This is a genomic window from Pseudomonas sp. Z18(2022), from assembly GCF_036346535.1.
In the GTDB taxonomy this organism is placed as follows: Bacteria; Pseudomonadota; Gammaproteobacteria; order Pseudomonadales; family Pseudomonadaceae; genus Aquipseudomonas; species Aquipseudomonas yamanorum_A.
Window position 1 is genome coordinate 14,641 of sequence record NZ_JAOTOA010000030.1, and the last position, 25,549, is coordinate 40,189.

The 25,549-nt window shown below is 62.3% G+C and carries 21 protein-coding genes; 16 read left to right on the forward strand and 5 right to left on the reverse strand.

Going from position 1 to position 25,549, the window contains the following annotated elements; translation table 11 throughout:
* Positions 1–23 precede the first annotated feature (23 nt).
* On the reverse strand, positions 24–653 hold the full coding sequence (locus V3W39_RS31000; protein ID WP_330213996.1) for a LysE family translocator: 630 nt from the start codon (positions 651–653) through the stop codon (positions 24–26).
* A 94-nt stretch (positions 654–747) separates the two neighbouring features.
* Here V3W39_RS31000 and V3W39_RS31005 point away from each other — a divergent pair, with 94 nt between their 5' ends.
* The 16 genes from V3W39_RS31005 to V3W39_RS31080 all read left to right on the forward strand — a co-directional run bounded on the left by V3W39_RS31005 (position 748) and on the right by V3W39_RS31080 (position 20,838).
* On the forward strand, positions 748–2,073 hold the full coding sequence (locus tag V3W39_RS31005; RefSeq protein ID WP_330213997.1) for an aminotransferase-like domain-containing protein: 1,326 nt from the start codon (positions 748–750) through the stop codon (positions 2,071–2,073).
* A gap of 304 nt (positions 2,074–2,377) precedes the next feature.
* Positions 2,378–2,680 carry a DUF6124 family protein gene (locus V3W39_RS31010; RefSeq protein ID WP_330213998.1) on the forward strand — a complete coding sequence of 101 codons (303 nt, stop codon included), beginning with the start codon at positions 2,378–2,380 and terminating at the stop codon, positions 2,678–2,680.
* A gap of 204 nt (positions 2,681–2,884) precedes the next feature.
* Positions 2,885–4,327 carry a PAAR domain-containing protein gene (locus V3W39_RS31015; protein WP_330213999.1) on the forward strand — a complete coding sequence of 481 codons (1,443 nt, stop codon included), beginning with the start codon at positions 2,885–2,887 and terminating at the stop codon, positions 4,325–4,327.
* Positions 4,324–4,935, forward strand: a complete 612-nt coding sequence (locus V3W39_RS31020; protein WP_330214000.1) for a hypothetical protein — start codon at positions 4,324–4,326, stop codon at positions 4,933–4,935. The genes V3W39_RS31015 and V3W39_RS31020 overlap by 4 nt, the downstream gene beginning before the upstream one ends.
* 536 nt (positions 4,936–5,471) lie before the next feature.
* The gene (locus tag V3W39_RS31025; RefSeq protein ID WP_177048747.1) at positions 5,472–6,911 is read left to right on the forward strand and encodes an undecaprenyl-phosphate glucose phosphotransferase; all 1,440 of its coding nucleotides are present in this window, start codon (positions 5,472–5,474) and stop codon (positions 6,909–6,911) included.
* Positions 6,911–8,371, forward strand: coding sequence for a mannose-1-phosphate guanylyltransferase/mannose-6-phosphate isomerase (locus V3W39_RS31030; RefSeq protein ID WP_330214001.1), 1,461 nt, complete (start codon positions 6,911–6,913; stop codon positions 8,369–8,371). Before V3W39_RS31025 ends, V3W39_RS31030 begins: the two co-directional genes overlap by 1 nt.
* Entirely contained in the window at positions 8,371–9,282 is a 912-nt protein-coding gene (locus tag V3W39_RS31035) for a glycosyltransferase family 2 protein (RefSeq protein WP_177048751.1), read from the forward strand. Before V3W39_RS31030 ends, V3W39_RS31035 begins: the two co-directional genes overlap by 1 nt.
* A gap of 29 nt (positions 9,283–9,311) precedes the next feature.
* On the forward strand, positions 9,312–10,076 hold the full coding sequence (locus tag V3W39_RS31040) for a polysaccharide biosynthesis/export family protein (RefSeq protein WP_177078168.1): 765 nt from the start codon (positions 9,312–9,314) through the stop codon (positions 10,074–10,076).
* A gap of 14 nt (positions 10,077–10,090) precedes the next feature.
* The gene (locus tag V3W39_RS31045) at positions 10,091–12,082 is read left to right on the forward strand and encodes a GumC family protein (RefSeq protein WP_177048755.1); all 1,992 of its coding nucleotides are present in this window, start codon (positions 10,091–10,093) and stop codon (positions 12,080–12,082) included.
* Positions 12,082–13,272 carry a glycosyltransferase gene (locus V3W39_RS31050; RefSeq protein WP_177048756.1) on the forward strand — a complete coding sequence of 397 codons (1,191 nt, stop codon included), beginning with the start codon at positions 12,082–12,084 and terminating at the stop codon, positions 13,270–13,272. The genes V3W39_RS31045 and V3W39_RS31050 overlap by 1 nt, the downstream gene beginning before the upstream one ends.
* Entirely contained in the window at positions 13,262–14,590 is a 1,329-nt protein-coding gene (locus V3W39_RS31055) for a GH39 family glycosyl hydrolase (protein WP_330214002.1), read from the forward strand. The genes V3W39_RS31050 and V3W39_RS31055 overlap by 11 nt, the downstream gene beginning before the upstream one ends.
* 8 nt (positions 14,591–14,598) lie before the next feature.
* A complete protein-coding gene (locus V3W39_RS31060; RefSeq protein ID WP_177048758.1) occupies positions 14,599–15,816 on the forward strand; it encodes a glycosyltransferase family 4 protein in 1,218 nt (405 codons plus the stop codon).
* Positions 15,807–16,910: a glycosyltransferase family 4 protein gene (locus V3W39_RS31065; protein WP_330214003.1), complete on the forward strand. Its 1,104-nt coding sequence runs from the start codon at positions 15,807–15,809 to the stop codon at positions 16,908–16,910. Before V3W39_RS31060 ends, V3W39_RS31065 begins: the two co-directional genes overlap by 10 nt.
* A gap of 2 nt (positions 16,911–16,912) precedes the next feature.
* A complete protein-coding gene (locus V3W39_RS31070) occupies positions 16,913–18,340 on the forward strand; it encodes an O-antigen ligase family protein (RefSeq protein WP_177048793.1) in 1,428 nt (475 codons plus the stop codon).
* 2 nt (positions 18,341–18,342) lie between these two features.
* Complete coding sequence (locus V3W39_RS31075) at positions 18,343–19,758, forward strand: lipid II flippase MurJ (protein ID WP_177048760.1); 1,416 nt, start codon at positions 18,343–18,345, stop codon at positions 19,756–19,758.
* Between the two features lie 15 nt (positions 19,759–19,773).
* Positions 19,774–20,838, forward strand: a complete 1,065-nt coding sequence (locus V3W39_RS31080; RefSeq protein WP_371317234.1) for an acyltransferase family protein — start codon at positions 19,774–19,776, stop codon at positions 20,836–20,838.
* A gap of 18 nt (positions 20,839–20,856) precedes the next feature.
* Here V3W39_RS31080 and V3W39_RS31085 read toward each other — a convergent pair whose 3' ends face one another.
* From V3W39_RS31085 to V3W39_RS31100, 4 genes are all read right to left on the reverse strand, one after another.
* On the reverse strand, positions 20,857–23,277 hold the full coding sequence (locus V3W39_RS31085) for a TonB-dependent siderophore receptor (protein ID WP_330214004.1): 2,421 nt from the start codon (positions 23,275–23,277) through the stop codon (positions 20,857–20,859).
* 83 nt (positions 23,278–23,360) lie between these two features.
* Positions 23,361–24,320 carry a FecR domain-containing protein gene (locus V3W39_RS31090; RefSeq protein WP_177078165.1) on the reverse strand — a complete coding sequence of 320 codons (960 nt, stop codon included), beginning with the start codon at positions 24,318–24,320 and terminating at the stop codon, positions 23,361–23,363.
* Positions 24,320–24,832 (reverse strand): sigma-70 family RNA polymerase sigma factor, encoded by a 513-nt coding sequence (locus tag V3W39_RS31095; protein WP_177048763.1) that lies wholly within the window; start codon positions 24,830–24,832, stop codon positions 24,320–24,322. Before V3W39_RS31095 ends, V3W39_RS31090 begins: the two co-directional genes overlap by 1 nt.
* A 102-nt stretch (positions 24,833–24,934) precedes the next feature.
* Entirely contained in the window at positions 24,935–25,516 is a 582-nt protein-coding gene (locus V3W39_RS31100) for a DUF4174 domain-containing protein (RefSeq protein ID WP_177048765.1), read from the reverse strand.
* Positions 25,517–25,549: the final 33 nt, after the last annotated feature.

Here is a 25,549-nt window from a genome sequence, read left to right on the forward strand (position 1 = left end):
AACGTCCTTTTATAAGTGGTTTATCACGCTGGCCGAGACATCAGCGCCAACCGCACGGCCAGCACCATCAGCACGGTGGCCAGGCCCCATTTCTGTAAGCCTGCGCTACCCGGTTTGCCGGCAAAAAACCGGCTCACCGCCCCGCCAAAAATCCCCAGCACGGCATGAAATACGCCGCTGATCAGCGTCAGGATCACCCCAAGTTGCACCAGTTGCAGCGCGATCGGCCCCGCCTCGGGGCTGACGAATTGCGGCAGGAACACCATGAAAAACAGCAACGCCTTGGGGTTGAGCACACTGTTGAGCATCGCCCGCACAAACACCCGGCCCAGGGGTACGCGGGTGACGTGGGCGGTGTCCAGGGCCGGTGTTTTTTGCAGGGTCTTGAACGCCAGCCACAGCAGGTACACCACCCCGGCATAGCGGATCAGGTCGAAGGCCGGCGGCCAGCTCGCGACCAGTGCGGTGACGCCGGTCGCGGTCAGGGCCGTGAGCAGCAGGTCCGCCACGCTGATGCCCAGCCCCGACGCCACACCGCCACGCCAGCCATAGGTCACACCGTGGCTGATGACGAAGGCCATGTTCGGGCCCGGCGATAACAACAGCAGCAGGACTGCACCAGCGAAAACAGCCAGGGTTGCGAGGTCGATCATGCTCAAGCCATCCACCGGGAAAGCCTGTAGATTAATCAGCTCACCTGATACAAACAAAAAATTGATCTAGATACGCTTTGCACAGGAACGCGCCATGGCTCAGGTCCGCTACAAACTGATCGTCGATGAACTGGCCACGCGGATTCGTGCCGGAAAGTTACCGCCGGGCACCCAGTTACCGACCGTGCGCAACCTGATGAACAGCCATCGCATCGCCCTGGCCACCGCCTTGCGGGTGTACAGCGAACTGGAGGCCAGCGGCCTGGTGGTAGGTGAGCCGGGGCGCGGCACTTTTGTGCGCGACACCACGTTGCTGCGAGGCATGGGCCTGGTGCAACAGCCGCTGCAACCGGGCACCGTAGACCTGAGCCTCAACTACCCTTCGCTGCCCGGCCAGGCCGAGATGCTACGCGACGGTTTACGCGCCATCGCCGCCTCGGGCGACCTCGATGCGCTGCTGCATTCCGCCCCTCAGGGTGGCCGCGCCCATGAACGGCAGACGGCGGCACGGCACCTGCGTAATCGGCAGATTCGCGTAGGGGGCGAGCAGGTATTGATCGTCAATGGCGCACAACAAGGCCTGTCCGTGAGCCTGATGGCGCTGCTGCAACCGGGGGATGTGCTGGCGGTAGATGCGCTGACGTATCCCGGGTTGAAAACCTTGGCCCAGTCCCAACGCATCGACCTGGAGCCACTGCCACAACCGGCTGGCCATACGGACCTGGATGCGCTGGAGGCCTTGTGCAAACGGCGCCCGGTGCGAGCGTTTTATTGCATGCCCACGTTGCACAATCCGCTGGGCACGGTGATGGGCGAAGCTGACCGCGAGCGCCTTGCCGCGTTGGCTGAGCGCTACGATTTTCTACTGATCGAAGACGGCGCCTACGCCTTTCTCGCCGAGCCCGCACCCAAGCCGTTGTTCACCTATGCGCCGTTGCGCACGGTGTATGTGTCCGGCCTTTCGAAGAGCGTGGCATCGGGGTTGCGGGTGGGGTTTATCGTGGCGCCCAAGGCGTTGGTGCCGGCGCTGGAGCAAGCGATTCGCGTTGCAACCTGGAGCACGCCGACACTCACGGTCAACCTGGCGTGTCGCTGGATCGAATCCGGCGCGGTGGATGCGCTGGAAGAGCACAAGCGCCAGGATGCGCGCCAACGTCAGGTGTTGGCCCGGGAGGTATTGCGAGGGTGCGAGGTGATTGCGCACGCGGCGTCGTATTACCTGTGGCTGGTGTTGCCTGAGGGTTTGCGGGCGGATGCGGTGGTGGCCGCGCTTGAGGGCCAGGGTGTGCGGGTGACCAGTGCCGAGCCGTTTGCCTGTACGGCCCATGTACCCCATGCGTTGCGGGTGGCGTTGGGGTCGATTGATATGGCGACGCTACGGGTGGCTTTAGGGAAGATTCGCGAGGCCATTCGGATATGAATAAAGGGCCAGCAGGGTAAATCCCTTTAATTTGAGGGACGTTTCCGAGACAATCTTTCGGCCTTGTGCCTGTCGGAACCGCTGGCTAGTCTTCGCCCCTTCACTGCTCATCAGTGAACGGGTTTAGTCGCCCGGTTCTGAAAAGGCGCATGGTCCCATCATGAGGTTTTATGGTGGCTGTGCGCAGGGCACCTTCGGGTGCGCCGGGTTTTTCCTTTTCGGCCGGTCGACTAACCTGCGTACAGCCGCCACCCTACGTTTAGTCGCGAAGGGATCGGCTCCTTAACCGAAAAGGAGTTACACCATGAATAAACCCGTCCCCGACCCACCCATCGACCATTTCAAAAACCGCGCCGCGTTCAATCGCGCCCTCGAACACTACCTGCCCTCCCAGGGTTTCCACACCGTGAGCGAAGACCTGAGCTTCGAAGACTCCCTGCTCTACACCGCCAGCCTGCTCAGCAGCGCCTCGGCCACCGCGCTCGATTGCGGCGAACTGCTGCGAAGCCCCGAGCGGGCGAAGTTATTAGCGGTGTGGCACTTGTTGGAAATAGCCAAGACCACGGTTGACCGATCAATTGAGTGCCTGCACCTGCGCAAGGCTTAACAACAACGCGGTCAAAATTGTGGGAGCGGGCTTGCTCGCGAAAGCGGTGTATCAGTCAACGCATGCATTGACTTGAAAACCGCTTTCGCGAGCGACCTTGATCCAGAACCGACCTACACCAAAGCAGGAAGCGTCCGACTACTCACTTCTCCTCCTCTCCCCTAGCGTGCCCTGTCCTGAACATTACAAAAGGACACATCAGGGATGAAGCGTTATCACATCACCGTAGGCGCAAAGACCACCGCCGACGGCACCGTACGCACCGGCAATGCGCGTTGCAGCATCGATGGAATGGCCCAGTCTGTTGAAGGTGACGAGATCGATTGCCCGGCCTGCGAAAGCACCGGGGTAATCGTCTGCGACGGCCCACGCCGGGTGGACAGGATAGACGGGCGAAACGCCGCGTTGAACGACGATCTCTGCCACTGCAAATGTGACCCGCCGCCCCGATTAATTGCCAATCAGAGGCGCAGCTCACAAACCATTGAGGTCAACGCGTCATCCTATGCCAAGGCCGAAACACTGACCGCCACCGTGCCCAAGGGCACCGAGGTGCGATCGACGCAAAGTCATCCCAGACAATTCTTTACCCCGCAACCCGTACCCACCTGTGAAAACACCTGGCGCAGATACCAGGACCAGGCCGAAGCCATCGTGGCGCCGGGCGGCACGCTGATTGCCGATCCCAAGGCGCGTAACCGGGCAATCAACGCGGCTTATGCACAGTTGTGGCGGCTGGATAACCGCTTTCAGTGGGCGGGGCTCGCGGCGTTCGCGTCCAAGCAAGTGGGGTGTGGTTTGTTGCATGCGTCTGAGTCGATGGAAAAGATTCAGGCTGAACATGAAGCGGCACAAGCGCTGAGAAAAGGTGCCAGGGACGGGTTCTGGAGCTTGTTCAACCCTCTTGAAACACAGCGACAGGCGAAGTTGCTGGAGTACGAACAACGGCAGCTTGAGTATGAACGGGCCATTCGCAACAACCCCTTGCCCGGTATTGATTGGCGGCGCGACGGCGAGCCGTTTTCAGCAGTGCAGCAGCTTTACCGGCATGTGCACGAGATGATGGCGATGGGGAATACGACGTTGTTTTTGGATGTGTATCCGTTGCATGTTTTTTATATGGAACGGGGGTTGAGGTTGTTTGAGAGTTGTTTGTCTTCGCGCCAGAACATTTATGGGGGTGGCCGCCCTTCGGTGTTGTGGCCGGTAGGGCATGAGCAGTTGAGATTTGGCACTGATCACGAGGCAATCCTGCAAGCCTTCGAGGCCATCAACGCTGGCAATATCGCCAGAAGTGTTGAGCGTCTGGCATGGCACGAACAGCAAAATATCCTTCAGCCAACAATGTATACCGACCAAAAACTGGTAGCGCTGCTGCGTAGCAACCATCTCTCCTACGTTACGGGCATTCCCTCCGGTGCAGCTCAAGCCATTGAACTAACGCTGGCAAGCCAATGCCGCCCCGTTGATGATGGCCGAACCATCGAATTCAGCAAAAACCCCGTCGCCAACCTCGCCGATATCGACCAACGCATGAACTTCGTCCTGAGAGCTGCGGCGCAGTTTGATACGCTGCTGCGCAGCAATGAGCGACAGCGAATCGAACAGGCGCTAGAAGATATCGCTGAAGGCCGGGTTGTCCAATGAGCAGGATCACGCAGATCAATTGGCGACGTGCTGGGCTTGGGCTGGTTGCCGTACTTCTTGCGTGGGTTGCCATACGCCTAAGTGCAGAAGATCTAGAAATCGCGCTGATACTAGGCGAGCCTTGGGAAGAGATGCGTAAGCGTTCCAGCGCTGCTATCGGCCCTGCCATCCCCGGCCATTACTGGGGAAGGCTGCCAAAATCTGACGCCCGCCTTCGCTTCATAGACCCTCAATATGGGTTCGTGACCCCATTGGCACGTTTCTTCACGGTGACTTTCGAGGATGGGCGAGTTGACAGTATTCGCATGTCTCCCCAAATCGAGCCGCTGCTACTCGACGATACGCTAAAGGTCGTGCTGGATTTGCAGGAGCAATGGCGCAAGGCTGGTTGGGAACCCATTCGAGTCGCATCCAACCCTCCGTTCGCTGACACCCCTGAATGGCGTGCCCGATTAAGAAATGTGAAAGGGGGCGGAACATCCTATTGGCGAGCATGTGACAAGTATCAAGTAATGCTGGTGGTGGGACGGTTCAGGGACGATCGGCACCCGACAGAGGAGCGTTACCTCATGACGCTTGCACTGGCCTCTCCATGGGGACCGCCATGACGCGAAACTCAGTCTGGCAACCCGCCCGAGTGGGTTCGGTTAACCACTTCCCAACCTCCCAGCCCACCTAAGCATTAAAGGCAACCCCAAAGCCTAGTACCGCGCCGACGGGGTGAAGGATTCATCTCTTCACCACTCGTCGCTTGTCCCCAAAAACCCCCGCATCCCACCTCCGTCAAAAAAAGGTTTTCCTCCTCGGCAGGAAAATTCTCAAATTTGTTCCTACACTCCAAAACGCCAGCATTTTGTTCTCATAAAACCCGGGAACCCGACCAGGACAGTCAACAATCTGTCACGGCTAATAATACCTGGAGCGTCTAGGACAATACTCTTATAAGAAAGTCAAAACCTTGACGAATCGAAGAAACGGAACCATCATTTAGCCATTACCCCGCAAATTCCCTGCAGATAGATAGGTAATTGCGTTTTACCCAGCGAAGCGAGCCGTTCGTCTGGCGCCACTTATAAAGCAAGCCCTGCCTTTATGGATGAGCAGCCGAACAAGGAAGCCCTGGTGTGCAATGAGGGATGTTTTTATGCGCGAGAAGTCGTCAGTCGACAGCCTGTTTTTGACCCGGGCCGGTTTCATTGAGTTTTTTGTGGTTTTCGTAAAATTGATGCATGGCTTCACCGCCGTTTTACCAGCACTGATCCTGCTGTTTTATCCAGACCCCATGGCTCCTGAGCTGCGCGCCCACTTTCTCGGCCTGCTGCTGTTTTTCGCGATCCTGACGATTATTCTGTTCCAGGCCATGGGGGTTTACTCCGAGGAGCTCTTCAGCAACCGTCTGCGGTTTCGCACCATGCTGGTGGCCTGGTCTTCGGCCTTTTGCATCCTGCTGTTCATGTACCAGATTCTGCTGATGTTTCCGCAGCTGAGCCCCCGCAACCTGGCGTTCTGGTTTGTCACCAGCCTGGGGTTGTTCGGGCTGGAGCGCATGGTGATGCTGCGCCTGTTCCGCAACCTGATGGCCAGCGGCAAATACCTGCAACGCACGGTGATTCTCGGCTTCACCGACACCGCGGTGCACGTGGCCGACCACTTGCAGCGCAACGGTGATATTCGCTCCGGCCTGATCGGTTTTATCGATGACCGCACCGAACGCATCCCCAAGGAATTGAGCAACCTGCCACTGCTGGGCAACACCCGCGACCTGGAAAAACTGATCCGCTCCGAGCAGGTCAACCAGGTGATGATCACCCTGCCCTGGGCCGCCGAACAGCGGATCAACGGGCTGGTGAAGCGCCTGCGGCAGATGTCGGTCAACGTGATGCTGGTGCCCGACATGGCCGCCCTGCGTTATGGCCACAGCCGCATCACTGATGTGGGCGGCATCCTGATGTTCAATACCTCCCATGTGCCGCTGCGGGGCTGGTCGCCGTTTATCAAACGCTGCGAAGACTTGATTCTGGCGGCCCTGGGCCTGGTGGCGTTGTCGCCGATCATGCTGATCACCGCCATTGCCATCAAGCTCGACTCCAAGGGCCCGGTGCTGTTTCGCCAGAACCGGTTTGGCTACAACGACAATGTGATCCGGGTGTTCAAGTTCCGCTCGATGTACGCCGAGATGAGCGACTTCAACGCCGACCGCCAGACCACCCGCGGCGACCCGCGCATCACCCGCGTGGGCCGGATCATTCGTAAGACCAGCATCGATGAGCTGCCGCAGCTGTTCAACGTGCTGCTGGGCAACATGTCGATGGTCGGCCCGCGCCCCCACGCCACCGCGACCAAGGCCGCCGGGGTGCCCTACGAAGTGGCCGTCAGCGAGTACAGCTCGCGGCACCGGGTGAAACCGGGCATCACTGGCTGGGCGCAAATCAACGGCTATCGTGGTGAGACCGACACCCTGTTCAAGATTCAGAAACGCGTTGAGTACGACTTGGAGTACATCTCGAAGTGGTCGGTGTGGCTCGACTTGTACATCGTTTTCATGACGGTCCCGGCCGTCCTTTCGACCAAGGAAGTCTATTGATGAACACCCTCAACGGATTAATTCCCTGCATCATTTCCGGTGGTTCGGGCACCCGCCTGTGGCCGGTGTCGCGGCAGAACATGCCCAAGCCCTTCATGCGCATGCGTGACGACCAGAGCCTGTTGCAGAAGACGTTCCTGCGGGCCAGCCACTTGCCGGGCGTGGAAAGCGTGCTGACGGTGACCAACCGCGACCTGTTGTTTCGCACCCTCGATGATTACAGGGTGGTCAACAAGGCCCACCTGGCCCTCGACCTGTTGCTGGAGCCATTCGGGCGCAACACCGCTGCCGCCATTGCCGTGGCCGCCCTGCATGTGCATGAAAACTTCGGCGGCGAGGCGCAGTTGCTGGTGATGCCCGCCGACCACCTGATCCTTGATGAAAGTGCCTTCGCCGAGGCTGTCACTCAGGCCCGTGACCTGGCGGAAGCCGGTTACCTGGTGACCTTCGGCATCCAGCCCGACCGCCCGGAAACCGGCTTCGGCTATATCGAGCAAGGTGAGGCACTGGGCCAGGGCTTCCGGGTCAAGCGCTTCGTCGAGAAGCCTGACCTCGCCACCGCCCAGGGTTACCTGGACGGCGGCAAGCACCTGTGGAACGCCGGGATGTTCTGCTTCAAGGCCGCCACCCTGCTGGAGGAGCTGGCCCTGCACGCGCCCGCCGTACTGGACGCCGCGAAAGCCGCCCTCGACCACAGCCACAGCCTGAATAACAACAACTGCCGCCAGCGCGAATTGAACGCTGAAGGCTTCGGTGCTGCGCCGGATATCTCGATCGACGTGGCGCTGATGGAAAAATCCGCGCAAGTGGCCGTGGTGCCCTGCGACATCGGCTGGAGCGATATCGGTTCCTGGGACGCGGTGCGCCAACTCACGCCGAGCGACGCCAACGGCAACCAGGTCAACGGCGAAGCGATCCTGCATGACGTGCACAACTGCTACATCGACTCACCCAAGCGCGTACTGGGTGCGGTGGGCGTGAGCGACCTGATCATCGTCGACACTCCGGACGCGATCCTGATTGCCGACGCCCGCCGCAGCCAGGACGTGCGCTACATCGTCGCCGAGCTCAAGCGCCAGGACCATCCGGCGTTCAGCCTGCACCGCACCGTGACCCGGCCGTGGGGCACCTACACCGTGCTGGAAGAAAGCAGCCGCTTCAAGATCAAGCGCATCGTGGTCAAGCCACAGGCCTCGCTGTCGTTGCAGATGCACCATCACCGCAGCGAACACTGGGTAGTGGTCAGCGGCGCGGCGATGATTACCAACGGCGACCGGGAGTTCCTGATCAACGCCAACGAGTCCACCTACATTCCCGCCGGGCACAAACACCGCCTGACCAACCCCGGCATCATCGACCTGGTGATGATCGAGGTGCAGAGCGGGGAGTACCTGGGCGAAGACGACATCGTGCGTTTTGACGACATCTACGGCCGGGCTCCGGCCGAAGTGAAGAAGTGATGCGTACCGCCCTGATCATCCCGACCCGCAACGCGTCCAGCCACCTCGACCGGCTGCTGCCGGCGCTGCGCATGCAAACCCTGCAACCGGACGAAACCCTGGTGGTCGACAGTGCCTCCAGCGATGACACCGTGGCACGTTTTCGCGAGTTCGGCGTACGGGTCGAAGTGATCGATGCCAAGGATTTCAACCACGGCGGCACCCGCCGCTGGGCCAGCGAACAAGTCGACGGCGACGTGCTGATCGTGATGACCCAGGACGCGATTCCCGCCGAGCCCGAGACCTTCGCCAACCTGGTGGGCGAGCTGCAGCTGGACCCGCTCAATGGCGTCGCGTATGGCCGCCAGTTGCCGCACCCGGATGCCGGTGTGCTGGGCGCCCAGTCGCGCCACTTCAATTACCCGCCACAAAGCAGAAGCAAAAGCCTGGCGGATGCGCCGGAGCTCGGGATCAAGACCTGCTTCAGCTCGGATTCGTTTTCGGTGTACCGGCGCAGCGCCCTGCAAGCCGTCGGTGGCTTCCCCGCGGATGTGATCGGCAGCGAGGACGCCTACGTCGCCGCCCGCATGCTGCTGGAAGGCTACAAGGTGCGCTATGCCGCCACCGCCCTGGTCTATCACTCCCACGATTACCGTCTCATGGATGAGTTTCACCGCTACTTCGACATTGGCGTTTTCTACGGCCGCGAGCCGTGGATTCGCCAGGCTTTTGGCGATGCCGGCGGTGAAGGTAAACGCTATGTACTGGCCGAGCTTCGAGCATTACGCGAAGCCGGTGCATTGCACCGCGTACCCGAAGTACTGGTGCGCAGCGCGTTCAAATTGCTCGGCTACCGGCTGGGCCATCTGGAGCGCCAGCTCCCCCTCGCCCTTAAGCGGCGCATCAGCATGTTCCCCGGTTATTGGAGGTGAGCATCATGACCTACAGGAAGACCCCTTTGATGAAACGAACCTTGCTCGTCCTGGCCATGATGGCATTGGCCGCCTGCAATACCCCGGCGCGGATCGTCGCCCCCGACGGGAAAACGGTGGATGAGGGCAAGCAGGCCCTCGACCGCATGGCCCAGTTGCCGCCGGCGGTGGAACGTATCCGCATCGGCGACCAGCTGCGCATCGTGCGCGATGCCGGGGAAATGCCGACCCTGTCGGCGTTCAACGTCAGCACGATTTACGAGCTGACGCTGTACACCGTGCAGAACGACGGCAAGATCAACTACCCCTTCCTGGGGCCGATCCAGGTGGCGCGGCGAACGCCGGCGGAAGTGGCCGCCGAGCTGAGCCAGAAGCTCGCACCGGTGTATCGCGAGCCGCGGGTGACGGTGAACATCAACCAGGCACCGGGTAACACGGTGATTGTCGGCGGCGCGGTGTTAAACCCGTCGGCGATCTCCATCGCCACGGCCCCCACCATGGAGCAGGCGATTCTCGGTGCCGGCGGCGTGAGCTCGGTGGGCAACGCGAGCATGGTGGCCCTGTTGCGTGAAGATGGCCAAGGCATCTACCACGCCTACTTTCTCGATTTCAGCCAGTACCTGAAGAACGGCGCACTGGGCCGCAAGCCCGTGGCGCTGCAACGCGGTGACGTGGTGTTTGTACCCAAGTCCAACGTCGGCGAACGGATCCAGGGCGTGGACACTTACCTGAACCAGCTGATTCCCTTCACCAAATCCATTGGTGTGGGCTACAGCTACACCACGAACCACTAAAGGAGCGACATCCCATGATCGAGATCCGTTCTTTTCGTGATCTTCTGCGTCTGTTCTTCATCTTCAAGCACGAGTTCAAACTGGCGGCGCTTGCCGCGCTGGTGATTATTTTGCTGGGGGCGTTTTTGCTGCCGGCCAAGTATGAATCCACCGCGCGGCTGCTGGTAAAACCGGGGCGTGACTCGACGATGCCGATCGAGGTCGACAACCGTCAGCCGATCGTCATGCCGAGCACCCAGCGCGACCCGATTGTCGACGAGGAACGCCTGCTGACCGGGCGCCCCATCGTGCGCGCCGTGGCCGAGCATTACCTGGACGTGATGGACAAGATGCAACCGCCGGAAGGCGTGTGGAAGCGCACCAAGTGGTACGTCAAAAAAGGCATCAGTGCCGTGTTTGACGGGGTGCGAGTGGTGCTGGAAACCGTCGGTATCGTCGAAGAAACCACCCCGGTGGAACGCCTGGCGAAAAGCCTGGAGAAAAACTTCGAGGTAACCCACGCCGTCGGCTCTACGGTGATGGACATCAGCTTCCGCTGGGATGACCCGCAAATCGCCCAGGCGGTGGTCAAGGATTGGGTCGAAACCTACATCGACGAACGCACCCAGGCGTTGGGCCGCAAGAGCCTGTACGCGTTCTATGAAGGCCAGGTGTCTTCCAGCGCTGCCCAGATCAAGAGCTACAAGGACCAGATCCTCACGCACTTGAACGAGATCGGCGCGTCGAGCATCACCGATCGCCTGGAAGACTTGTCCGAGCGGATCAACGTGCTGCGTGGCGAAGTGTTCAACTCCACTCGCCTGATCGCTTCTTCCGACGTGGCGTTGCAGAGCACCCGTGACCAACTCAAGGGCCAGCCCAAAGAGGTGACCACGGTTCGCCAGATCGCGTTGAACCCGCAGCAACAAGACTTGCGTCGCCTGCTGAACCAGAAGCTCCTGGAAAAAGCCGACATGATGCGTACCTACACGGATAACGCGCCACCGGTCAAAGCCCTGGACGCTTCGATCCGCGCCATGCAGGCCCAGGTTGCCGGTGAAAGCGACACGGTGCAAAGCTCCGAGAACCGCGCGCCGAACACCCTGGAAATCCACTTGCAACGGGTACTGCTGGATGAGACCAGCCGCAACCAGTCGCTGCGTACACAGTTGGTGCAACAGCAAAAACAACTGACGGAACTGGAAGCCCAACGCAAGGACGCTCTGGCCATCGAGCCGGAACTGGCGCGCCTGGCCCGTGAGCTGAACGGCACCGAGAAAAACTACGCGCTGTATGTGGACAGCCTGGAAAAATCGCGCATCGACCGTGAACTGGACAAGAGCCAGATCAGTAACATCGCGGTGATCGAAGAAGCCACCCTGAACCCTGGGCGCGTCTTCCCGAAAACCCTGTTGATGCTGTTGCTGGCGATCCCGTTCTCGATCGTGGTGGGGCTGCTGGTGATCTACCTGTGCTACCTGCTGGATCAACGGATCCACGACGGCGGCCTGGTGGAAGGCAAATTCGGCCTGCCGCTGTGGACCACGCTGCCGGAGCTGGACACCAGCACCGCGCAAAGCACCAACGCCTTCAACGCGAGCATCTATCGCCTGTATGGCTTGCTGCCGCTGGAGCGGATTGCCGAACAGGGCCTGACCCTGGGCCTGACCTCGGCGCGACACGGTGAAGGCGTGAGCTTTATCGTCGAGCAGTTGCGCCAGTTGCTGGAAGAGAACGGCGTGCGGGTGCGGGTCGGCGGGATTGAGCCGGCGATTCCGGGCCAGGTGGTGTTGCTGGATGCCTCGGCGCTGCTGGACAACCGCGATGCGTTCATCAACCTGCGCCGCGCCGACCTGATTGCGCTGGTGGTGGAAGCGCAAAAAAGCACGGTGCCGGTGGTGGAACACGCGCTGTCGATCCTCACTACGGCGTTCGGCAAGGTCGATGGCATCATCATCAACCGCCGCAAGTTCGAGGTGCCGGTCAAGGTGCTGAAAACCATCGCCAAATACCGGGGTTCGTTCTGATGCGCATCGCCCTGCTCGCTCCCCTGCCGCCGGAAAAGAACGGGATCGCCGATTACGCGAACCATTTCAAGACGGCACTGGAGCAACTGGGCGTCGATGTGATCACGCCCTTGACGGGCGTGGTCGGCAGCACGGCGGCGATCCAGCAGGCCATTGCCGGTTTCGACTGGCAGGGGGTTGACCTGGTTCACGCCGAGCTGGGCGGTGGGCGGCTGGGGGAGTTTCTGGCCCTGCGCGAATTGCGCAAGGCCTACCCTGCCCTGCCGTTGACCGCCACGGTGCATGACCCGGAACGCATGGTCTGGCGGCGCGAGCAATTGCCCTTTCCGCTGAACCTGCTGGAATCCTTGCCCAGCCCATTGCCCCAGGCGGCAGTGGTGCTGGCCGATCCCTTGACCCTGCGCGAAGAACGTCACGTCGCACAGGGCCTGACCCGGCTGGTGACCCTCACCCGCCTGGGCGCCGACTGCCTGACGGCGCGCATGCAATTGCCCGCCGGCAAGGTGGCGGTGATCAACCACGCGAACCTGGACATCCCGCCCGTGGCCTTGCCGCCACTGGACACGCTGCACCTGCTGTATTTTGGTTTTATCTACCGTGGCAAAGGCATCGAAGACCTGTTGCAGGCACTGGCCGCCGTCTTCGAAAAAGCCCCCGAATTGCGTGACCGTGTGCGCCTGACCCTGGCCGGTGGCACTGCCGCCGAAATGGCGTTTGGCGCAGGCGGCAATTACCTGGAGCAGTTGAACAGCCAGATCGCCGAACTCGGCCTGGCAGGCTCCATCGACTGGCGGCTGAATTTGCCGGCCAGCGAGATTGCGCAGACGATCCAGGCGCACCATGTGATGGTGCTGCCGTATCGTGAATCGAAAAAACTCGGCCTGCTGGGCCGCCAGCGCGGCACCAGCGGCGCGTTGTCGTGGGCAGCGGCTTGCGGGCGCGGTGCGATTACGTCCGATGCCCGGGCGTTTGCCGAGGAAGTCGCCAGCGGCAACGGCGCCATCTACCCACAAGGCGATGTGGCTGCGCTCAGCGAGCAGTTGCTGTTGCTCGCCCGCAACCCGCAACGGGCCAGGGACTGGGCCGAACGCGCCGCCGCGATTGGCCGTGAACGGCTGTGGCCGTTGACCGCGCAGAAGTTCGCAAGCCTGTTTGAACACGCCATTGCAGGAGGCAACCATGGCACGTAAACGGACTTACCTGGCGACCCTCGTAGTCGTCGCAGCATTGGGCTTGACCGCCTTTCTCTGGGGCCGCCCGGCCGATGCCGAGAGCCATGTACTCAAGAGCAACAAAGAGATCGTGTGGAAGGATTTTCTGGGGGTGAACGCACAGTTCCTGTGGTTCAGCCCCGAGCGTTACCAGAAGCAGATCGACCGGCTCAAGGCCCTGGGCCTGGAATGGGTGCGCCTGGACCTGCACTGGGACCAACTGGAAACCGCCGAGAATCAGTACAACGTCGCGACCCTCGACGAGCTGGTGAACAAGCTGCAGCAGAACCAGATCAAGTCGGTGTTCTACCTGGTGGGCTCGGCGAAGTTCGCCACCACTGCGCCGGCCTCCTCGCCGTATCAGGACCAGTTCCCACCGAAAGACCCGGGCATCTTCGCCAACCGCATGGCGTTGCTGGCCCAGCGTTATCCCAGCGTGGAGGCCTGGCAGGTGTGGAACGAGCCGAACCTGCTGGGTTTCTGGCGCCCCGTGGCCGACCCGGCCGGCTACGCCAACCTGTTGCAAGTCACCGCCGCCGCGCTGCGGGTGGTGAACCCGAACACGCCGGTGGTGGCCGCCGGCATGGCGTTCTTCAGTGAAATGCCCAACGGCCAGAACATGCTCGACGGGCTGCTGCAACTGGGCGTGCCGAGCCTGAACACCGTGATGTCCTATCACCCCTACACCCAATTGCCCGAAGGCAACACGCCGTCGAACCTGGACTTTGTCGAAAAGACCAGCGCCCTCAACCAGAAACTGCGGGCGGCCGGGGTCAAGACCCTGTGGAGCACCGAGTGGGGCTGGTCGAACTATAAAGGCCCGAAAGAGGTGCAGGACTTCATCACCCCCCAAGGCCAGGCCGACTACATCGTGCGCCGCGTTGCGCTGATGAGCGCGCTGGATTTCGACAAGATCTTCCTGTTCACCCTGAGCGACCTGGACCAGCGCGCCAGCGTGCGCGACCAGAGTTACGGCTTGCTGGATATCGACACCAACCCGAAGCCGTCGTACACCGCCTTGCAGAATTTCCTCAAGGTGAGCGGGCCCAAATTGACCCCCGGCGACCCACCCACCGCCGACCAGTTGCCCGACGGCCTGTTCAGCATCGGCTGGACCCGTGCCGACGGGCGCAAGGTGTGGTTCTTCTGGTCGGCCCGTGGCGGCAGCGCGCATTTGCCGGGCATGACCACCGCCACCTTGTATGACCCGTTGCGCGGCACCGAAACACCCTTGAGTGGCACCAATGGACTGGACGTACCGGTCAAGCCGAACCTGCAAATTCTGTTATGGGATTGAAGCCACCCATGCGCATCCTCTGGATCCTGCCCTACTCGCCTTGGCCCGCTACCAGCGGTGGCAAGACGCGCCAGTTTCATTTGCTGCGCAGCCTGGCTGCGCGCGGGCACCGGATCACCTTGCTGTTGCATGACAAGCACGCGGTATCGCTCACCGATCGCCAGGTGCTGGAAGCCTTCCTGGAGCAGGTGATCATCCTGCCGCGCCGCCCGCTGCGCAGCCTGAAGACCCTGCTGGCCGGGCTGTTTGCACCGTACCCGTTGCTGGCCAGTGTGAATGGCCTGTCGGGTGCGATACAGGACACCTTCGAACGCTTGCTGGCCGAGCATTGGGACGTGGTGCAGATCGAGCACACCTATACCTTCCAGCCTTATGAAGATGCACTGGCCCGTCGCTCCCAGCCGTTTGTGCTGACCGAACACAACGTCGAATCGTCCCTTGGCGCGGCCACCTACGATCGCCTGCCGGGCTGGGCGCTGCCCTTTATTCGCTACGATCAATGGCGCTACGGCCGCTGGGAACGCCGGGTGATGCGCCAGGCCGCGCAAGTAGTCGCCGTGACTGAAGCCGACGCCCGGACCCTGGCGCAGATTGCCGGCAAGCCGGTGCCGGTGGTGGTCAATGGCGTGGATTGCGCGCACTTCGCCGCCGCCCGCCCGGACCCTGCGACCCGCCGCGTGCTGTTTCTCGGCAACTATGAATACGCGCCCAACGTCGATGCCATCGAGTGGGCGCTGGATGAAATCCTGCCGAAAGTGTGGGCCCGCTGCCCCGATGCGCGCATGAGCGTCTGCGGTTTTGGCATGCCCGAGAGCTGGCGCGAACGCTGGAAGGACGGGCGCATCGAGTGGCAAGGTTTTGTGCCCAACCTGCTGACACTGCAATCGAGCTGCTCGGTGTTTTTGGCACCGTTGCGCCATGGCGGCGGCTCCAAGCTCAAGGTGCTCGAGGCCCTGGCCGCCGGCCTGCCGCTGGCGAGTACCGACCAGGGCGTGTCCGGCCTGGACCTGGTGCAAGGCCTGGATTACCTCGGCGGCCAAACCGCTGAAAGCCTGGCTGACGCCGTGGTGCGCCTGCTGCAACAGCCTGAAGTCGCAGCCCCGATGGGCGAAGCCGGTCGCGCCTACGTGCGCCGTGCCCATGACTGGAGCGTCGCCGCCAGCCAGCTGGAGCAGGTGTACGCGCAACTGTCGCCCCTGAGCCAAAAGGAGCCGGCATGCGCATAGGCCTCGACTACCGCACCGTCGGCACCTCGCCGCAATCGGGCATCAGCCGCCAGGTGTACGCCCTGGAAGACGCCCTGCGCGCCATGCCCGGTATCGAGCTTGAACGCTTCAGCGTCGCGCCGCTGGGTGACGAGCTGCGCCTGAATGCCCATTGCCCGGAATGGGGCTGTGCCAAGACCGCCATGCACCAGCCCCACCAGCGCCTGCGTTTCGAGGCGGGGTTCTTGCCCAAGGCCCTGCGCGATGAGCGCATCGATCTGTACATCAGCACCTTCAATATGGGCCTGCCGCTGCCGCCCAAACCCAAAGGCCTGCGCACCGTGGTGTTGCTGCATGATCTGTTTCAGATCACCCTGGACAACTACCACGCCAACCGCCTGAAGGCGATGATCTACAAGGCCAGCGATCGCCTGTCGATCACTTATGCGGTGCACACGGCAGACCGGGTGTGGACGCCTTCGCAGTACAGTGCCGATGAAACGGCGCGCCTGTTTCCCAAGGCGGCGAGCAAGATTCGGGTGTTGCCCAATCAAGTGGTGGGCTTTGCCGGCGTGCCGGCGGACCTCACGGCCCGGCAACTGCCCGAGCACTACTGGCTGCTGGTGGGCACCCGGGAACTGCGCAAGAATGTGCCGTTCCTGGTGGACGCCTGGCAGCAAGCGCGCCGCCAATCGCCGAGCGTGCCGGAACTGGTGCTGGTAGGCAGCCTTGATCATTTGCCCGAAGCCCAACGCAGCTATCCCGGGATACGCGCGTTGAGCGGCGTATCCGACACCGAACTGCACGGCCTCTACCGCAAGGCCTCGCGCCTGTGGCAGCCTTCTTACGCGGAAGGGTTTGGCTTGCCGGTAATCGAAGCCCTGAGCGTCGGCACCCCGGTCGCGGTGGCCAGCGGTACCTCGCTGGATGAAATCACCCCGCCGTTGGCGCCGCGTTTTTCACCCACCGACGGTGCAGCCCTGGTGCAATTGATGCTGCACCTGGCCGACCAACCCATTGAACAGCCACCTGAACAGTTACGCAGCTGGGCCGAACGTTTCAACCACCAGGCCTACCGTCGGCGCCTGGCCGAACTGATCGAGGAATTGAATTGAGAATCTCACTGGGTAGCCTCGTCGCCATCGTCTTCGGCCTGCTGTTTGGTGGGTTGATCCTCTTTCTTTCCCCGGCCAAGGCCGTGCTGGCGGTGATCGGCCTGGCCGCTGCCGTGACGATTTTGCGGTTCCCGTTCTGGGGGCTGCTGCTGTTCGCCCTGGTGGCAACGTTCATGCCCTACTCTACCCTCAACCTGGGGATTCGCAGTACGGTCAGCGAAGCGCTGATCGCCCTGACGTGGGCGGCGGTGATCTGGCACGGTTTCCTCTCGCGCCTGCCGGCTGCGCCACCGCTGTCGCGGCGCCCCACCGACCGCATGTTGATGTGGCTGATGATCTTTACCGTGGTGCCGTTTATCGTCGGCCAGGTCAGCATCACCGCCGAGGCCAGCGGCCTGGCGAACTGGTTGCGCTGGTTGTTGAACCTGTCGGTGCTGTTCCTCGCCGCCAAGCTGCTGGTTGAGCAGAAAAACCGCGAAGCCCTGGTGATCGCGCTGTTGCTGGGCACCCTGGCGATGCTGGTGATGTCCATCGGCGTGTTTATCCGCTCGCGCTCGGCCTCGGGCATGCTGCCGATCCTGACCTTGATGAACTACGGCAGCCTCGACACCCTGTCCCTCGGCTTGGGGGCGATGGCCTCGCGGATGGGTTCGCCGTGGATGCACCCCAATGCCACCGGCGGGATCATGGCGTTGCTGCTGCCGTTGGCGTTCTGCTACGGGATCACCAACACCGGCTGGAAACGCGGCCTCGGCCTGGGCGTTGCCTGCCTGGGCGCGGCCGCCCTGCTGTTGGCCAGTAGCCGGGGCGCGATGGTCAGCCTCGCGCTGGTACTGATCTGGATGGCATCGCGGCGAGTGCCGTACACCGGGCGTTTGCTGATGATCGGCGTGGCGCTGGCCGTGGCGCTGGTGCTGTCGTATCCACCGTTGCAGGAACGTCTGGCGACGATCTTCTCGGCCCAGAACGCGAGTACCGAAGTGCGCTTCGACGAATACCGGATGTTCCCCCAGGCCGTGGCCAGTTACCCGCTGGGCATTGGCTTCAAGGTAGACCCGCCGGTGCCGGGCACGCACCTGCTGGGGATTTCCAACCTGTGGCTGAACTTCGTCTACAAGACCGGCGTGATCAGCATGCTGCTGTTTATCGCCGTGACCTGGCGCTGGTGGCGCGAGTCCCGGCCGGAGATCGGCCCGATCCGCCTGACCAAGGACAACGCGATCTGGCTGGGCAGCACGGCGGGGATTCTGTCGGCACTGGTCAGCGGCTTTTTTGACCACTATTTCAGCTTCGCGCTGGTGATGATTGCGCTGTTCTGGCTGATGGTGGGGATCAACGTGCTGGAGGCGCGGCGCCTGTTCCCGGCGCGCCTGCCAAAGGCCAAGACCGTGTCCTACCGCAAGCCCGTGCTCGATAGCGTCGGGCCCTAGGCATGCTCGGATCGGCGTTCTGGTTGACCCTGGCGACCCTGCTGGGGCTGTGCCTCGGGTTTGCCCGTGAGTGGTTGTTGGTAGCGGCCTGGGGTGCGGGCGAGCGCAGCGATGCGTTCCTGATCGCGCTGTTTTTGCCCGAAGCGTTGCGTATGTCCCTGGCCGGAGGCGTGCTGAGTGCCGCCGCCTTGCCGCTGTACCTGCAACGCAAGGACGGCGAGCGCCTGGACTGGCTGGCGGTGTTGTTCCCGGCGCTGCTGTTGATTGCGCTGGTCACCAGCCTGCTGTTGACGCTGCTGGCGCCATGGCTGGTGCAACTGCTCGGCCCGGGCCTTGCGGCGACGGCCACCAGCCTTGCCAGCAGCAACTTGCAGATCCTCGCCTGGAGCGTGCCGGGCTTGATGCTGCATGCGCTGTTCAGCATTCCGTTGCAGGCCAACGAGCGCTTTGTGGTCGCGGGGCTCGGCTCGTTGCTGTTCAACCTGCCGCCGGTGACCTACCTCGCCCTCGCCGGTACCGCCACGCAACCGCATTCGCTGGCGTTGGCCTGCCTCACCGGCAGCCTGCTGATGCCCCTGGCGCTGTTGCCATCGATGTTACGCCTGGGCTGGCGGCCGTGGCGGCTGCGAGCGTCGACCCTGGAATTGCGCGAGTTGGGCGGGCGCATCGGGCCGTTGCTGCTGAGCAACGGCGCCAGCCAGGGCTTGGCATTGATTGAACGATTGGTGGCGTCGTTGCTGGGTGAAGGCGCCGTGACCTGGGTCAACCTGGCCCGCAAGCTGATGAACCTGCCGCTGATTGCCCTGATGAGCCTCAACCAGGTGCTGCTGGGCATGATGAGCCGGCGCCAGGGCGATGAGCGCCTGGCCCTGCTCAAGCGCGGCCTGGAAACCGCCAGCCTGCTGACCCTGCCCGCCGGCGTCGGCCTGGTAGCGGCGGCGCCGAGCCTGGTGGCGTTGCTGCTGCCGAAGCAGTCGGTGGATTCGCCGTTGCCGCTGCTGCTGGCCTGGTTTGCCGTGCCGCTGGTATTTGGCGCCTGGAACGCCCTGCTGGCGCGCTATGCCTACGCTGCTGGCGACACTCGCCAGCCGCTGCGTTGCGAGCTGTTGGGCAGCCTGGTGAACGTGTTGCTGCTGGGCGTGCTGCCGTTTGTGTTTGGCCTGGCGGGCATTCCGCTGGCCGCCCTCGCCGGCGTGCTGTGCACCGCGTTGCTGTTGATGCAACGCCAGGACTTGCTCGGTGCCCTGCCCTGGAAGTGGCACTGGGTATTGAGTGGGCTGGTGATGGGTTTGGCCGCGTTGGTGTTGTTTCGGATTCAAGGTATCTGGCTGCAGCTGGGGTTGAGCACCCTGGCCGGAGCCGTGGTGTTGCTGGGCATGGGCCTGTGGCTCAAGCCGTGGCGCAAGGCAGGTTTATAGAGTGGGAGCAGTCAGGTGAAAAAACGCTGGATTCAAATGGATATTGCCAAGGGCATTGGCATCCTGATCATCGTGTTCGGGCACGGCTGGTTCGTGGAGCATTCCCCGAACTTGCTGTACCCGATACTCGCGGTCTTCATCCTGCCGCTGTTCTTCTTCCTGTCGGGGGTGTTCTTCAAGCCCGAGCAGCCGTTTGTTGAAATGGCCGTGCGCAAGGCCGATGCCCTGCTAAAACCGTTCTTCACCACGATGCTGGTGTACGTGCTGGTGCGCGACATCCTGCGCGGCCAACCGCTGCTGCCCGACATTGGCGGCGTGCTGTACGCCTCGGTGGACACCCTGCCCTGGCAGGCGTTGTGGTTCCTGCCACATTTCTGGGCGGCGATCCTGTTTGCCTGGGTGATGCTGCGGCTGATGCAACGCCTGGGCCTGTCCCTGGTGTGGAGCTGCGTGGTGGTGGGCGTGCAGTTGCTGCTGGGGGTCTGGACCCTGGACTGGTTCTGGCAGGTACCGATCACCGTCGGCGGCCAGACCTGGACGATGCCGGGGCTGCCCTTCAGCCTGGATGTGACGTTGATCAGCAGCACCTATTTCATCCTCGGCTATCTGCTGCGGGACGTGCTGCGCAGACACCAGAGTTCGCTGTTGAGCATGGTGGTGGCGCTGGTGGTGTACTTCGCGATTTTCATCCCGACCTGGGACACCATGGACCTGGCCCAGCGCCGCTATGACCATTGGCTTTGGACCAGTGCCCTGGCGGTGATCGGTGTGTACATCTGCTGGGCGCTGGCCGGGTTGATGATGACGTCGGCGGTATTGACCCGTGCCATGACCTACATCGGGCAGTCGACGCTGATCCTGTTGATTTTCCACGGCGAGATCCAGCACAAGACCATCGCCCTGCTGCAGCACCTGGGGTTGCCGGATGTGGCGGCGGCGTTTATCGGGCTGGTGGTGGCGGTGGTGGTGCCGTTGATGATCGGCGAGGTGATCAAGCGGGTGGCGTTCCTGCGGTTCTTCTACTTCCCGTTCCCGGTGCGCAAGGCGCCGGTGGTGGCCGGGGAGAAGCCTGGGGCATAAACCCCAGGCCTACGGCCGCTAGAAGTCGTACTTGAGGCTGGTCATCAGGTTACGCGGCGCACCATACATCCCATGGTTGCCCGCGTAGCTGAGGTACTCCCGGTCAAACAGGTTGTTGAGGTTGACCGAGGTGCTCAGCTTGGGCGTTATGTCATAGCGCACCAGCAGGTTGGCAATCGCATAGCTGCCCTGGCTGAAGGTGTGCAGGTCCTCGCCGACCTTGCTCTGCCAGTTCACCCCACCGCCCACGGTGACCTTGTTCAAGTCGCCCGGCAGGCGGTACGTGGTGAAGGTCTTCAAACTCTGGCGCGGCAAGGTGGTGACGATGCGCTTGTCGTCCGCATCGGTGCTCACCGCGTACGCGTAGCCGGCAGAGGCTTGCCAGCCTTCGGCGAGTTCACCGCTGAGTTCCAGCTCCACGCCTTCGGTGGTGGTGCCTTTCTCGTTGCGATAGGTGTTGCCGCCCGGGGTGTCGATCCAGATCGCCAGGTTGTCCTGCTCCAGCTTGAACAATGCCAGGCTGGTGTTGAGCTGTTCATCGAAGAAGCTGCCCTTGAGCCCCACCTCGTAGCCTTTGCCCTCCATCGGCTCCAGCGGTTTATTGTTGATGTCCCGCACCCAGGTCGCCTGAGGGTTGAAGATCTTGGTGTAGCTGGCATACGCCGACCAGTTATCGGTCAGGTCATACACCACCCCGGCGTAAGGAATGTAGACCCCGGTTTGTGATTCATCGGTACGCGTGGCGTCGCCCACATACGGACGGTCCTGGGTTTCACGCTTCCAGTCGATCACCCGGCTGCCGAGGATCACGCTGAGGTCATCGGTGACCCGCAACCGCGTGCTCAGGTAGGCCGCGTACTGGCTCTCATCCGCCGAGGACTTGCCGGTGACGTTGAAGTCGGGCTTCGCCGAATGCCCATCCCAGGTGAACAGGTTGTCGATCGCACCGGCCGGCGAACCGGAATAGTCGTAGTGCCAGCCTCCATAGCTGGGCACGCTTTCGCGGTATTTGGACAGGGTCACGCCGGCGATCAACTCATGCTCACGCCCCAGCAAGTCGAACGGCCCGGTGGCGTAGAGGTCGAGGTTGTCCTGGCGCGGTGTGCCGGAGAAACGCACCGGCAATTGAGTGGTGCCGCTGCCGTCACGATTGAGGGAGCCGTTGACGTAGTTGAAGACCTCGTCGAACTGGTTTTCGCTGTGGGTGAATTCGGCCTTGGCGCTCCAGCCGTTATCGAACGTCTGCTCGATGGAGGTGAAGAAACTGGTCTGTTCATGGTCGTTATAGGACCAGGCCGGCGCGGTGTTCAGCGAACGACTGAGGTTGGTTCGCGAGCCGTCGGTAAAACGTGTGGGCAAGCCGGAACGGGCCGGCGAGTCGACGTCGGTGCGCAGGTAACTGAAGCCCAGGGTCAGCAACGTGTCTTCGCTCAAGTCGAATTCGGTGATGCCATAGAGCAGTTGGGTTTCCTGTTTGTAGCGGTCGATCCAGGCGTGTTCGGTCTTGTAGTCCGCCACCAGCCGCCCGCGCACGTTGCCGGTCTCGGTCAGCGGGCCGGACACGTCGAAGCCGCTGCCATAACGGTCCCAGTTACCCGCCTCGGCCGTCACGCTGGCCCGGGCTTGCGCCGTCGGGCGTTTGCGAATCAGGTTGATGGTGGCCGCTGGGTTGCCCATGCCGCTGATCAGGCCGGTGGCGCCGCGCACGATTTCCACCCGGTCGTACATGGCCATGCTTTGGGTGTAATTGTCCATGCGGGTGACGGTGGGCACGCCGTCGATTTCGAAGTTCTGGACCTGGAAGCCCCGGGAGAAATAACTGTCGCTTTCCGAGCCCAGGCCGTCACGCAGCACGATGATGCCGGGGGTGGCGTCGAGGGTATCGCTGAGGGTGCTCAGGCGCTGGTCATCCAGGCGTTGGCGGGTCATGACTGTCAGCGATTGCGGGGTTTCCCTGGGCGTGAGGTTCAGGCGCGTCGAGCTGCTGGAGGACTGGGTGGTGTAGGAGCCGGTGCCCTCGGTGGTCGAGCCCGGGGCCTTGCCGGAGATCGACACCGTGCCCAGTTGCAAGGCTCCGCCGGTGGGGCGCGGTTCCAGGGAATAGCTGTCGGCACTGCCGTGCACAGCTTGCAGGTCGGTGTTGCCCAGCAGAATCGCCAGGCCGCTGTCCAAGTCATGCCGCCCTTGCAGGCCGGGGCTGGTTTTGCCCTCGGTGAGCACCGCCGGGTACGACAGCAGGATATGCGTGACCTGGCCAAACTGGTTCAGCGCACCCGCCAGGGAGCCCGGTTTGATATCAAACCTGTATTGCTCAGCCGCCTGCACCCACGCCGGCGCCAGCAGCACCGGTGCTGCCATGGTCAGGCCGGCAATGCCCCGGACCACCGCAACGGCCAGTGTCTTTTTCAATGTGGTACGTATCGGTTGTCGCGCTTGCATGCCCTGCTCCCCAGTAAAGTTGGCTTCTGGGGATACGAGTCTCGTGAGAAACGCAAACGGACCACCCTCGGGCAAAAATAAATTCAGGCCAGGTTACGACGCGGCTTGAGGGTGACCCAGAACCGTGTGAAATGCTCCACGTCCAGCTTGAGGGTTTGCCCCAGGGTGGTGAGGATGCGGTCGGTGTCGCCCAGCGGGAACGTGCCGGACACCCGCAGGTCACTCACGGCCGGATCACAGGCCAGATGGCCGCGCCGGTAGCGGCTCAGCTCGTGAAGGAAGTCTTCCAGGCGCCGCCCCTGTGCGACCAGCATGCCGCGACTCCAGGCCAGCTCGCCGTCGCGCTGGGGCCTGCGGGCCAGCAGTGTATTGGTGTCAAAGCTGATGATTTCCCCGGGTTGCAGGCTGATGGTGCCCATGGGGATTTGCGCCGACAGCACGCCCTGGTCGGCGCCCAGTTGGGTGAAGCCGCCACGCTGACGAATGCTGAAGCGGTTGGCGGTGGCACGGGTCAGGCCTTCGGCGGTTTTGACCCAGAGCGGGCGCGTGTCCGCCGGGTTGGGCAACACCAGGATTTCGCCCCGCAGCAGGCTGATCTGCCGAACATCCTCGGTGTATTTCACGTCGATGGCGGTGTCGGTATTGAGCTGGACTTCCGTGTTGTCCGCCAGGTCGATGCGCCATTGTTCGCCGACACCAGTGCTGTAGTCACTGGTCCAGTGCTGCACCAAGGGGGTATCCCGGGCGGTCCACGCCACACTGCCGGCTGCCAGCAGCAGCGCGAGGTTCTTGATCACCCGGCGCCGCGACAATGCCGGCAGCAGTGCCGCACTCACCAATGCCTGATGAGCCGGCGCGCGCACGTCGTGCATCCGCTGGAAAAACCGTTGGGAATGCTGCCACGCCAGTTCATGTGCCGGGTCTTGCTGGCGCCAGGCAAGCCAGTCGTTACGGGTCTGTTCACTGACATCCGGCGACTGCAACTCCAGTTGCCAATGCATGGCCTGCTCGGCCGCTTCCAGGGACAGTGGCGACGGCTTCATCAACGCTGGCTGTCCAGCAGGATGCACTGGGCGCCCGCCTTGACGATGTAGCGCTTGACCGTGGTGATGCTCGCGCCAAGGCGCTCGGCAATTTCGCCATGGCTGAGGCCGTCGAGCTGCGACCAGAGGAACGCCTGGCGCACCGGCAGTGCCAGGCGGCTGAGGACTTCGTCGAGGGCAGCCAGGGTTTCCAGGAGGATCCACTGGGTTTCGGCGCTGGGGGCCGACTCTTCCGGCAACAGGGCCAGAGCCTGCATATAGGCCCTTTCGAGCTTTTGCCGGCGGAAGTGATTGGACAGCACGCTCTGCGCGACCTTCGCCAGAAAGCTGCGGGGTGCCAGGACTTCAACGGGCTGGTTCTTGGCGAGCAAACGCAGGAAGGTATCCTGGGCCAGGTCGGCAGCGCTCTGCGAGCAGTTCAAACGACGCCACAGCCACTGCTGCAACCAGCGGTGTTGCTGCTGGTAAAGCGTGGCCAGGTCAGTGGGAGTTGCCGCAGAAGTCGGGGACATGAAAGGCGCGCAGAGTGCAAATGATAACGCTTATCATATGACTCATGACGCCAGTGCTGCAAGTTTCTACCGCAAGGCCGGCTGGCCAGCTCTTGCGGGGGTTCAATCATCCAGTGCAGGTTGGGGCGCTGCATGCTTGGTGTTCTTGCCAGCCTTGGCGCCAGGCTTGGCAGCCGCTGGAGCCGCGGGCTCAGGCTCGGCCGGTGCGGCAAGGTCCTTTTCAGCCTGGGGCATCTGGTCAATCGCGCTGAAGAAATCCGCCAGGTTGAGGGTATCCGGTGGCACGGTCTTCTCGAGTTTCTTCTCGCCGTCCTTGCCCACCAGAATCACTTTGGTGCCACTGCCGGCGCCCAGCTTGAGCGCGCGGATCAGTGCGTTGGTTTCAGGCGGTGCGAGCTTCTTGTTGTCCTTGGCATCCTTGGCGAACTTCTCGCCCTCGGCACCAATGCTGCCGAAAGATACGGTGTAGAGCACCATGTTGCGCTCTTCAAAGGACTGCTTGTTGGCAGGCTCGTCCAGCTGTTTCTTGAGAGTGGCCAACGTCGGGTTACCGGAGTCGAGTTCCACCACCACCAACGGGCGTGACTTGCCCAGGTCCTGCTTGAGCGGATTGAGATCATCCGCGGCCAGCAGCGGCCCCGTAAAAGCCATCAAGGTAGCCAGGGTCAGCGACCGGATGAGCATGCACACCTCCTTTGAATTCCATGCAGGGTTCTT

Coding starts and splice junctions, on each gene's coding strand:
- V3W39_RS31000 (WP_330213996.1), bottom strand. CDS start 653: ATGATCGACCTCGCAACCCTGGCTGTTTTCGCTGGTGCAGTCCTGCTG.
- V3W39_RS31005 (WP_330213997.1), top strand. CDS start 748: ATGGCTCAGGTCCGCTACAAACTGATCGTCGATGAACTGGCCACGCGG.
- V3W39_RS31010 (WP_330213998.1), top strand. CDS start 2,378: ATGAATAAACCCGTCCCCGACCCACCCATCGACCATTTCAAAAACCGC.
- V3W39_RS31015 (WP_330213999.1), top strand. CDS start 2,885: ATGAAGCGTTATCACATCACCGTAGGCGCAAAGACCACCGCCGACGGC.
- V3W39_RS31020 (WP_330214000.1), top strand. CDS start 4,324: ATGAGCAGGATCACGCAGATCAATTGGCGACGTGCTGGGCTTGGGCTG.
- V3W39_RS31025 (WP_177048747.1), top strand. CDS start 5,472: ATGCGCGAGAAGTCGTCAGTCGACAGCCTGTTTTTGACCCGGGCCGGT.
- V3W39_RS31030 (WP_330214001.1), top strand. CDS start 6,911: ATGAACACCCTCAACGGATTAATTCCCTGCATCATTTCCGGTGGTTCG.
- V3W39_RS31035 (WP_177048751.1), top strand. CDS start 8,371: ATGCGTACCGCCCTGATCATCCCGACCCGCAACGCGTCCAGCCACCTC.
- V3W39_RS31040 (WP_177078168.1), top strand. CDS start 9,312: ATGAAACGAACCTTGCTCGTCCTGGCCATGATGGCATTGGCCGCCTGC.
- V3W39_RS31045 (WP_177048755.1), top strand. CDS start 10,091: ATGATCGAGATCCGTTCTTTTCGTGATCTTCTGCGTCTGTTCTTCATC.
- V3W39_RS31050 (WP_177048756.1), top strand. CDS start 12,082: ATGCGCATCGCCCTGCTCGCTCCCCTGCCGCCGGAAAAGAACGGGATC.
- V3W39_RS31055 (WP_330214002.1), top strand. CDS start 13,262: ATGGCACGTAAACGGACTTACCTGGCGACCCTCGTAGTCGTCGCAGCA.
- V3W39_RS31060 (WP_177048758.1), top strand. CDS start 14,599: ATGCGCATCCTCTGGATCCTGCCCTACTCGCCTTGGCCCGCTACCAGC.
- V3W39_RS31065 (WP_330214003.1), top strand. CDS start 15,807: ATGCGCATAGGCCTCGACTACCGCACCGTCGGCACCTCGCCGCAATCG.
- V3W39_RS31075 (WP_177048760.1), top strand. CDS start 18,343: ATGCTCGGATCGGCGTTCTGGTTGACCCTGGCGACCCTGCTGGGGCTG.
- V3W39_RS31085 (WP_330214004.1), bottom strand. CDS start 23,277: ATGCAAGCGCGACAACCGATACGTACCACATTGAAAAAGACACTGGCC.
- V3W39_RS31090 (WP_177078165.1), bottom strand. CDS start 24,320: ATGAAGCCGTCGCCACTGTCCCTGGAAGCGGCCGAGCAGGCCATGCAT.
- V3W39_RS31095 (WP_177048763.1), bottom strand. CDS start 24,832: ATGTCCCCGACTTCTGCGGCAACTCCCACTGACCTGGCCACGCTTTAC.
- V3W39_RS31100 (WP_177048765.1), bottom strand. CDS start 25,516: ATGCTCATCCGGTCGCTGACCCTGGCTACCTTGATGGCTTTTACGGGG.